Below are 8,333 nucleotides of genomic sequence, written 5' to 3' on the forward strand. Positions count from 1 at the left end.
TACCGTAGTATTAGGGCTTTTTTCTCTCTTAGTATAGAGACATATATTGATCGCGTTCCCATTGGTGAACTTGAGTTCTAAAGATATCCCACTCAATCTCTTTCGCTTCGATGAAGTGCTCAAGTAAATGATCACCTAATGCGCCACATACGATTTCATTAGATTGTAAAGTAACTAACGCTTGCGCTAATGTTGCTGGTAAGTCAACGATACCCGCTTCTTCACGCTCTTCTTTTGTCATTACATAGATGTTACGATCTACTGCAGCTGGCGGAGTTAATTTGTTTTTAATTCCGTCAAGACCTGCCGCTAATAATGTTGCCATTACTAAATATGGGTTTGCAGCTGGGTCAACACTACGTACTTCTACGCGTGTACTAATACCACGAGATGCAGGGATACGTACTAATGGGCTACGGTTTTGTGCAGACCATGCTACGTAACAAGGAGCTTCATATCCAGGTACTAAACGCTTGTAAGAGTTTACAGTTGGGTTTGCTACCGCTGTAAATGCTGGTGCGTGTTTTAAAATACCTGCGATGAAGTGACGAGCATCATCACTTAATTGTAAATCACCGTTTTGATCGAAGAATACGTTCTCTCCATTTTTAAATAATGATAAGTTACAGTGCATACCTGAACCGTTCACACCGTATAATGGTTTCGGCATAAATGTTGCGTGTAAACCATGTTTACGAGCAATTGTTTTTACAACAAGTTTGAATGTTTGAATGTCATCACATGAGCGAATTGCATTTGCATATTTAAAGTCAATTTCGTGTTGACCTGGTGCAACTTCATGGTGAGACGCTTCAATTTCAAAGCCCATCTCTTCTAGTTCAAGAACGATATCACGACGACAGTTTTCCCCTAGATCCATCGGCGCAAGGTCGAAGTATCCACCGTTATCGTTTAATTCTAATGTTGGATTTCCTTTTTCATCTACTTTAAATAGGAAGAATTCTGGCTCTGGTCCAAGATTGAAATCTGAGAATCCTAAAGCTTCCATTTCTTTTAACACACGTTTTAAGTTGTTACGTGGGTCTCCATCAAATGGAGTGCCATCCGCATTGTAAATGTCACAAATTAGACGAGCAACTTTACCTTTTTCAGCAGTCCAAGGGAAAATTACCCAAGTGTCTAAATCAGGATATAAATACATATCAGATTCTTCAATACGTACGAAACCTTCAATCGAAGATCCATCAAACATCATTTTGTTATCAAGAGCTTTCGTTAATTGTCTCACTGGAATCTCTACGTTTTTAATTACCCCTAAAAGGTCCGTAAATTGTAAACGGATATACTTTACATTCTCTTCTTTCGCCAAACGGAAAATATCTTCTTTTGTGTATCTAGACATTATAAATTCCTCCTTAGTCCCTCTAATCGCCTTCAGAATCAGTTATCTTTAGTGAAAAAATCTTGAAATATCACCTTGTCGCAATGAAGTTCGATTGAATCTACCTGTATGTTGTAGTTCATCTCGAAGTATTTTGCGAAGCTCAGTTTTTGAAATTTCTTTCGTTTCTTCTTTTACTTTCACTGCTTCTGTTTGATTTTCTTTCATTAGTAACACTTGTTTAATACCAGCCATATTCAAGCCTTGATCTAATAAATCTTTAATCTCTAACAACTTATCTACATCGTTAAATGAAAATAATCTACGATTCCCCTTTGTACGGGTTGGAGAAACAAGATTATGCTCTTCATAGTAGCGAATTTGACGTGCAGATAATTGTGTTAAATCCATAACAATACCAATAGGAAACAGCGGAGCAGAACGTCTATCTTCTTTCATCGTTTCAGTTCCTCCTTCGCCTTAACTGCTTCTCATTTTATACCATGTTATGTTTAGTGTCAATAGATGTTAGCTTTTCTTACATGATTTTTTTATACATTTTTTCATTCTTTTTTCTAATTGCACAAATCATTACTTTCACACGAAAAAAAGCTGTCGAAATCGACAGCTTCCCTTTAAGAAATTGTTAATAAATCCTTTTCAATTAATGCATCGATTGCAGAACAAATCGCAATTTTAACATGCGAATACGTTAATCCACCTTGCACATATGCAACATATGGTGGTCGAATCGGGCCATCAGCGGACAATTCAATACTCGCACCTTGAATAAACGTTCCCGCAGCCATAATTACATCATCTTCATAACCTGGCATATAGTTCGCATACGGCGTGAAGTGAGAATTAATCGGCGATGCGTATTGAATCGCTTGACAGAACGCTATCATACGATCTTTATCGTCAAATTGAACAGACTGAATTAAATCCGTCCTTGGCGCATTCCATGCTGGTGATGTATTCATTCCTAACTTTTCTAAAAATGCAGCTGTAAAAATCGCACCTTTTAGCGCTTGTCCCGCTACATGCGGCGCTAAGAAGAAACCTTGATACATTTCTTGCAGACTGTATAAAGACGCTCCTGCTTCCGCACCGATTCCTGGAGATGTTAAACGATATGCACACGCTTCAACATACTGCTCTTTACCAACAATGTAACCACCAGTTTTAACAATTCCACCGCCAGGGTTCTTAATAAGCGAACCTGCCATTAAATCTACACCAACATGACATGGCTCTTGCTCTTCAATAAACTCGCCATAACAGTTATCTACAAATACAACAACATCAGGCTTAATTTCTTTAACAAACGCTACCATCTCTTTAATTTGAGAAATAGTAAATGACGGACGAGTAGCATAACCTTTCGAGCGTTGAATACCAACCATCTTCGTATTACTATGAATCGCGGCTGCAACAGCTTCAAAATCAACAAGCCCCTCTTCAGTAAGCGGAACTGCATTATAGCCAATATTATATTCTTTAAATGAACCTACACCTTTTCCGCGTACACCAACGATTTCTTCTAACGTATCATACGGTTTCCCCGTTATGTATAGCAACTCATCTCCCGGACGTAAAATACCAAATAAAGCTGTTGAAATAGCGTGAGTTCCTGAAATGATTTGCGGACGAACAAGACCAGCTTCCGCTCCAAATACATCAGCATACACTTTCTCTAACGTGTCACGGCCAATATCATCATAACCATAACCTGTCGTCGGAATAAAATGCGAATCGCTAATTTTATGTTTACGAAAACTTTCTAATACACGAAACTGATTACTTTCAATAACTTCATCCGCACGTTTATGTACTTCTGTAATCTGACTCTCTACTTCTTTTACGATTGGAGCAATTTTTTCTCCATTTTTCAAACGATCAATCATTTTTATTTTCTCCTTCTTCCACTAAAAATCTCTTTAATTGCCCATTAAGCGATGAATGAGCAAATATATACCCTGTACAATCATATACAAATTTCCCTTCCAAAAACTCCATCTTTGTTAATAGCGTCTCTGTCTTTAATAGCATTAACAACTTACCTTCACTCGGAGGAATTTCCACTTGATAACGATCCATTTCTTCCTTCATCTGTTTTTCTATCGCTTCTTTTATATGTAATAAGTCACTTTCTTCAAAAGCACTAGTCATTAAGAAGTCACTTTTCGGAAATGGAATAAAATTTTGATGCAACTTATCCTTTTTATTATAAAGCGTAATAATAGGAATATGATTAATTTCAAGGTCTGACAATAATTCTTTTACCGTTTGCTCATGCCCTACGTAATTAGGGTCTGCCGAATCAACAACATGCAAAATCACATCCGCTTCACCAGCTTCTTCTAACGTAGAACGAAAAGCAGCAATTAGTGACGTAGGTAAATCTTGTATAAAACCAACTGTATCAGTCAGTAGCACTGTATAACCAGAAGGTAATGGCATCTTCCTCGTTGTCGGATCTAACGTTGCAAACAATAAATTTTCTTCAAACGTATCCGCTTCCGTTAACCTATTAAACAACGTGGATTTCCCTGCATTCGTATATCCTATTAATGAAATTTGAAATACTTTATTATCTTTTCTTCTCTCACGATATCTTTTCCGATGTTCCACAACAACCGCAAGTTGTTTCTTTATTTCATCAATACGCGATCGAATATGACGACGATCTGTTTCAAGTTTTGTCTCTCCCGGTCCTCTTGTACCAATCCCGCCACCCAGACGAGATAAAGACAAACCTTGCCCCATAAGGCGCGGCATTGTATATTGCAACTGAGCTAATTCTACTTGAAGCTTACCTTCTCTCGATTTCGCACGTTGCGCAAAAATATCTAATATTAATTGCGTTCGATCAATTACTCTCGCATCTAACACTGAAGATAGATTCCGAATTTGACTCGGTGTTAACTCGTTATTAAATACAATAACAGCTGGGTCTAATTCTTCAGTTAAAGCAGCAAGCTCTTCTAATTTACCTTTCCCTATATAAGTCGCCGGATGGAACTTCGGACGTTTTTGCGTCGTTGATACTAACACTTCCGCTCGAGCAGTCTTCGCTAGCGATGCAAGTTCTTTCATGGAATGCATAAATTTTTCATCATCATCTTGCGACAATTGACAGCCAACTAATATGACTTTTTCTTTTTCTTCCATCAAATATGTTCACTCATCCTTTTCGAAATTTAAACCTTCTAATATAATAGCAGAGGAAGCATATTTCATCTAGTTAGCGGGGGAGAAAATTCATGGCATGGGAGATTTTTAGCATCATAGGCACAATCGCCTTCGCACTAAGCGGAGCCATTGTTGCAATGGAAGAAGATTATGATATTTTCGGGGTATATATTTTAGGAATGGCAACCGCATTTGGGGGAGGTGCCCTTCGTAATTTATTAATCGGTTATCCAATCGTCGCATTTTGGCAACAAGACATGTTATTCCAAATCGCACTTTTATCAATGACGATTATTTTTCTTTTTCCAAATAAATTAATTAGACATTGGAAAAAGTGGGAAAACATCACGGACGCCATCGGCTTATCAGCATTCGCTGTACAAGGAGCACTATATGCTCAAAAACTAGATTTACCAATTAGCGCTACAATTGTAGCTGCAGTTTTAACCGGCATCGGCGGTGGTATTATTCGTGATCTTTTAGCTCGCAGAAAACCTCTTGTCCTTCGAGCTGAAGTATATGCGTTTTGGACAATTTTAGCAGGTTTCTTAATTGGCGCTAAAATTATCGTTAGCGATTGGGCTCTATACACCTTATTCATTTTAATTGTTTGCTTCCGCATGATTTCTATTCATTACAAATGGCATTTACCGCATCGACGCATCGATACAAATGAACGTTCAATGCATAAATAGCACTCTAACCTCTTTACATATCGTAAAGAGGTTTTTCTTTTCTAACGAGTTTTTCTTCACATAATGTTTATACTAATTTTTAAAGTGAGGTGAATACAAATGACAAACCACGTTAATAAAGGTGCTCAAAAAAGCTCAGTAGGTCAAATTGAACACGATCCTAATTCAGCACACGAAAAAAGCGCTAAAATGGAGCGCTTCCATAAATCTTACCAAGAAAAAGCGAAAAAAGAGTAAATACACTTATACACCAAAAACAGACGCACAGTTTACGTACTGTGCGTCTCCTCTTCAAGCATCAAATCCATACTTGATATCCCAATCAAATCATATTTATCATACGTATCCTCTTGTAACAATCGCATAGCTTGTGTGCGAATTGATTTTTCAACAATATTCCGTACGTATCGCCCATTACTAAACGATGTAATTTGTGACGAATACTTTACCGCGTGTAAATGATCTCTAAATTTCCACTCTGCTTCTTTCGACAACTGATATTCACGCTCTTCATACATTCTCTTCCCAATTTCCAACAACTGATTTACCGAGTAATCCGCAAATTCAATAATAAACGGAAAACGAGATTGTAACCCTGGATTTAATGAAAGAAAATGATTCATCTCTCTTGAATATCCAGCTAAAATTAATACAAAGCCGTGTTGCTTATCTTCCATATGCTTCACAAGTGTATCAATAGCTTCCTTCCCAAAATCCTTCTCTCCACCCCTCGCTAATGAATACGCCTCATCAATAAATAAAATCCCTCCCATAGCCTTCTTTATTAAATCCCTTGTCTTTTGTGCTGTATGACCGATGTACTCACCTACAAGATCAGCACGTTCAGCTTCAACTAAATGCCCTTTCGATAAAATATTCATCTCAAACAACAATTTCCCTATCATTCTAGCAACGGTTGTCTTCCCAGTACCGGGATTACCCCTAAATAACATGTGAAGCACTTGCTTCTCAGACTTCAACCCCACCTCTTGCCTTTTTTTATTCACAAAAATCCAAGCATAAATTTCTTTTATTATCTTTTTTATATCATCCATCCCAACAAGTTTTCCCATCTCTTCTTCAATTCTCTGCAACATCTCATGTTTAGTAGTGGTTTCACTTGAAATTACTGCTTTATTTTCTGATGCCGGTAACGAAATTTTTTTTCGATGGTTTAATACAATATTAATTTGATTGTTATTTTTCTTACGCATCGATTGTTCCATACAATCACCTCATTTTATCCACTCACCAAATATTATTATTCCAGTCTCTCTTTCAAATGCCTATTTTCAGAAAAGTTTGCTATAATATAAGAAATAATTAAGGTGGTGGGACTATGGAAACAACGGAATTCCATGATACAATACAAGCCTTTTCTATTTTTTTATTGAATAAAGGTCGAAAGCCTTCAACCATTAAACGTTATGTTTATGACATCGAAGATTTCGGACATTGGTTAGAAAAAAACAAAAAGCTCCCTTCCAGTAATATATGGGCGACACTTTGTACAAAAGACTATGAAGATTACTTTTCCGACTTAAAAAAGAATCGACACTACTCAGAGAAAACAATGCACCGTGTATTTATTGTACTAAATAGAATGCATCATTTTCTTAACATTCCCAATCCATTGAAGAATATGGAAATTTCCATTCAACCAGATCGCACACTACGTAACGAAGATTTCATTTCATCTGATGAAGAAAAAAGATTAAAACACATAGTCACTTCATTGGAAGGCCTTTCAGAAAAACAACGTCCTGTGCGCCCTTTATTAATGGATCGTAATATCACTATTTTAAACTTATTAATCGACTATGGTTTATCCTTACAGGAACTTACAGCATTAACTATGCATCACGTTCACTTTGAAACTAACACATTATCTATCCCAGCAACCGCAGGGGTAGAAAGAACAATTTCATTAACGAAAGAAGACAAAAAACAACTGTACACTTACTACAAAAGCATTCCCGAACCCGTTCGTCCAAAATACCATAGTAATGACCCACTGTTTGTCGCATTCGATTTTAATCGCGGAACATACAGATGGGTATACGAAAATGATGCGCCGAAAGGATTAACAGAAATCGCTATCCAAAAAATGATTCGCCTCGAAGTAGCTAGAGCTAATTTACGAAAAGGAATCTCAGGACAACACTTTCGTAACACCTATATTTTAAACTTAATAAAAAAAGAAACTCCGGAGTCAGAAATTATAAAACTAGCTGGATTCAAATCAAAAATTTCACTAAAACGATATTATCAATACGCAGAAAATAGAAAAAACGCCTTAAATTAAGGCGTTTTTTCTATTTTTTCTTTAAACAAACAATTTTATTATGACCATTTAACTATTTTTTGCATCTACTATGATGAGTTTCGTTCACATTCTCATTAGAAAGGAGAGATTTAATGTCTCGTTATAACGACAATGAAAATAAATACTCCAAGCCATGCTTTCCAAGTAGCGCCGGACGAATCCCAAATACCCCATCAATCCCAATTTCTAAAGCACAAATTAGAACATTTCGAGCAATCATTAACGATTTAATAAAAATAATTCCAAAACTTTTCGCTAATCCATCCCAAAAAAACATAGAGGATCTAATAGATACATTGCAACTACTAAGCAAATTCATCTGTTCACTAGACGCCACTTCCGCTCTGAAAGCACAAGGATTGGCCATTATTAAAAATTTAATAACTATATTAAAAAATCCAAACTTCGTAGCAAGCGCCGTATTTATTGAACTTCAAAACCTAATTAATTATTTACTATACATTACCAAACTATTCCGAATTGACCCGTGTACACTCCAAGAACTCCTTAAACTAATAGCCGAATTACAAACCACCCTAGTTAATTCAGCTTCGTTCGGCAAAGGACCTACTGGACCTACCGGACCTAGAGGCAACACTGGCGCTACTGGTGCTACCGGACCTAGAGGCAACACTGGCGCTACTGGTGCCACTGGACCTCAAGGTGTTCAAGGTAACACGGGTGCTACCGGTGCCACTGGACCTCAAGGTGCTCAAGGTAACACGGGTGCTACTGGCGCTACCGGACCTCAAGGTGCTCGAGGTAACACGGGTGC

The 8,333-nt window shown here is 37.3% G+C and carries 9 protein-coding genes; 4 read left to right on the top strand and 5 right to left on the bottom strand.

From position 1 onward, the window contains the following. Nucleotides 1-28: 28 nt before the first annotated feature. The 4 genes from glnA to hflX all read right to left on the bottom strand — a co-directional run bounded on the left by glnA (nt 29) and on the right by hflX (nt 4,516). Nucleotides 29-1,363, bottom strand: coding sequence for a type I glutamate--ammonia ligase (gene glnA, locus BAU27_RS09935; RefSeq protein WP_071770787.1), 1,335 nt, complete (start codon nt 1,361-1,363; stop codon nt 29-31). Between the two features lie 48 nt (nt 1,364-1,411). After that, entirely contained in the window at nt 1,412-1,801 is a 390-nt protein-coding gene (gene glnR / locus BAU27_RS09940) for a transcriptional repressor GlnR (protein WP_000656783.1), read from the bottom strand. 176 nt (nt 1,802-1,977) lie between these two features. Continuing rightward, nucleotides 1,978-3,249, bottom strand: coding sequence for a methionine gamma-lyase family protein (locus tag BAU27_RS09945; RefSeq protein WP_071770788.1), 1,272 nt, complete (start codon nt 3,247-3,249; stop codon nt 1,978-1,980). Next, the gene (gene hflX / locus BAU27_RS09950) at nt 3,242-4,516 is read right to left on the bottom strand and encodes a GTPase HflX (protein ID WP_071770789.1); all 1,275 of its coding nucleotides are present in this window, start codon (nt 4,514-4,516) and stop codon (nt 3,242-3,244) included. Before hflX ends, BAU27_RS09945 begins: the two co-directional genes overlap by 8 nt. A 92-nt stretch (nt 4,517-4,608) precedes the next feature. On the opposite strand from hflX, the gene BAU27_RS09955 reads away from it, so the two are divergent. Together BAU27_RS09955 and BAU27_RS32290 are read left to right on the top strand one after the other, a co-directional pair. After that, entirely contained in the window at nt 4,609-5,232 is a 624-nt protein-coding gene (locus BAU27_RS09955; protein ID WP_071747729.1) for a trimeric intracellular cation channel family protein, read from the top strand. A 99-nt stretch (nt 5,233-5,331) separates the two neighbouring features. Further along, nucleotides 5,332-5,469, top strand: coding sequence for a hypothetical protein (locus BAU27_RS32290; protein ID WP_071747730.1), 138 nt, complete (start codon nt 5,332-5,334; stop codon nt 5,467-5,469). 32 nt (nt 5,470-5,501) lie between these two features. Here the strand turns inward: BAU27_RS32290 and spoVK are convergent, their stop codons facing one another. Further along, nucleotides 5,502-6,458 carry a stage V sporulation protein K gene (gene spoVK / locus BAU27_RS09965; RefSeq protein WP_000438191.1) on the bottom strand — a complete coding sequence of 319 codons (957 nt, stop codon included), beginning with the start codon at nt 6,456-6,458 and terminating at the stop codon, nt 5,502-5,504. A 113-nt stretch (nt 6,459-6,571) separates the two neighbouring features. Here spoVK and BAU27_RS09970 point away from each other — a divergent pair, with 113 nt between their 5' ends. Continuing rightward, nucleotides 6,572-7,537: a tyrosine-type recombinase/integrase gene (locus tag BAU27_RS09970; protein ID WP_071747731.1), complete on the top strand. Its 966-nt coding sequence runs from the start codon at nt 6,572-6,574 to the stop codon at nt 7,535-7,537. 113 nt (nt 7,538-7,650) lie between these two features. Beyond that, nucleotides 7,651-8,333, top strand: a 683-nt coding sequence (locus BAU27_RS09975) for a collagen-like repeat preface domain-containing protein (RefSeq protein ID WP_139254633.1), incomplete at its 3' end; no start/stop codon positions are given.

The organism is Bacillus sp. NH11B, from assembly GCF_001884205.1.
Taxonomy (GTDB): Bacteria; Bacillota; Bacilli; order Bacillales; family Bacillaceae_G; genus Bacillus_A; species Bacillus_A proteolyticus.

Excerpts from the sequence above, each read along its gene's own strand:
- glnA (WP_071770787.1), bottom strand. The coding sequence starts at position 1,363 with ATGTCTAGATACACAAAAGAAGATATTTTCCGTTTGGCGAAAGAAGAG.
- glnR (WP_000656783.1), bottom strand. The coding sequence starts at position 1,801 with ATGAAAGAAGATAGACGTTCTGCTCCGCTGTTTCCTATTGGTATTGTT.
- BAU27_RS09945 (WP_071770788.1), bottom strand. The coding sequence starts at position 3,249 with ATGATTGATCGTTTGAAAAATGGAGAAAAAATTGCTCCAATCGTAAAA.
- hflX (WP_071770789.1), bottom strand. The coding sequence starts at position 4,516 with ATGGAAGAAAAAGAAAAAGTCATATTAGTTGGCTGTCAATTGTCGCAA.
- BAU27_RS09955 (WP_071747729.1), top strand. The coding sequence starts at position 4,609 with ATGGCATGGGAGATTTTTAGCATCATAGGCACAATCGCCTTCGCACTA.
- BAU27_RS32290 (WP_071747730.1), top strand. The coding sequence starts at position 5,332 with ATGACAAACCACGTTAATAAAGGTGCTCAAAAAAGCTCAGTAGGTCAA.
- spoVK (WP_000438191.1), bottom strand. The coding sequence starts at position 6,458 with ATGGAACAATCGATGCGTAAGAAAAATAACAATCAAATTAATATTGTA.
- BAU27_RS09970 (WP_071747731.1), top strand. The coding sequence starts at position 6,572 with ATGGAAACAACGGAATTCCATGATACAATACAAGCCTTTTCTATTTTT.